Annotated in this window: 1 protein-coding gene; it reads left to right on the top strand. The window is 57.1% G+C overall.

The genetic code is table 11. The annotated features are described in order from the left end of the window. On the top strand, positions 1-581 hold a 581-nt coding region (locus E1163_RS00125; protein ID WP_185155872.1), incomplete at both ends, for a ketoacyl-synthetase C-terminal extension domain-containing protein.

The following is a 581-nucleotide window of genomic DNA, read 5'->3' as shown; positions in this document are numbered from 1 at the left end:
GAAGGCTTTGTAGTCGGCGAAGGCGTAGGAGCCGTATTACTAAAACCCCTATCAGCCGCCGAGCGCGACGGAGATTATATTTATGGGGTACTGAAAGGCTCCTCGATCAACACGGGCGGATATATGAGTCCTGACCCGAAAGCCCAAAGCGAAGTGGTACAAAACGCCCTGATCCGTAGCGGAGTCCCCGGCGACACGATAAGCTATGTAGAGGCCCATGGTACAGGGACCAACCTGGGCGACCCGATAGAACTGCGCGGCCTGGAGAAAGCCTTTACCGGATTAGGAAGCGGCCCCATCCGCTGTGCCCTGGGATCCGTGAAAGGGAATATCGGTCACCTGGAATCAGCGGCCGGGATATCAGCCCTGACCAAAGTATTGTTACAGTTGCGCGAAGGCGAGCTGGTACCGAGCCTTCATTCGACCCCGTCGAGCAGCCATATAGACTGGTCAAAGAGCCGGTTCTATATGCAGCAGACCCATTCCCCATGGACCCGTGGCTCACACCCCCGTCGGGCCGGAGTCAGTTCCTTCGGAGCCGGCGGTTCCAATGCCCACCTGATAGTGGAGGAATATGAAGA

The organism is Fulvivirga kasyanovii, from assembly GCF_009711405.1.
Taxonomy (GTDB): Bacteria; Bacteroidota; Bacteroidia; order Cytophagales; family Cyclobacteriaceae; genus Fulvivirga; species Fulvivirga kasyanovii.
Note: the sequence above shows the minus strand (reverse complement) of the source record. Positions and strands in the feature narration are given on the sequence as shown.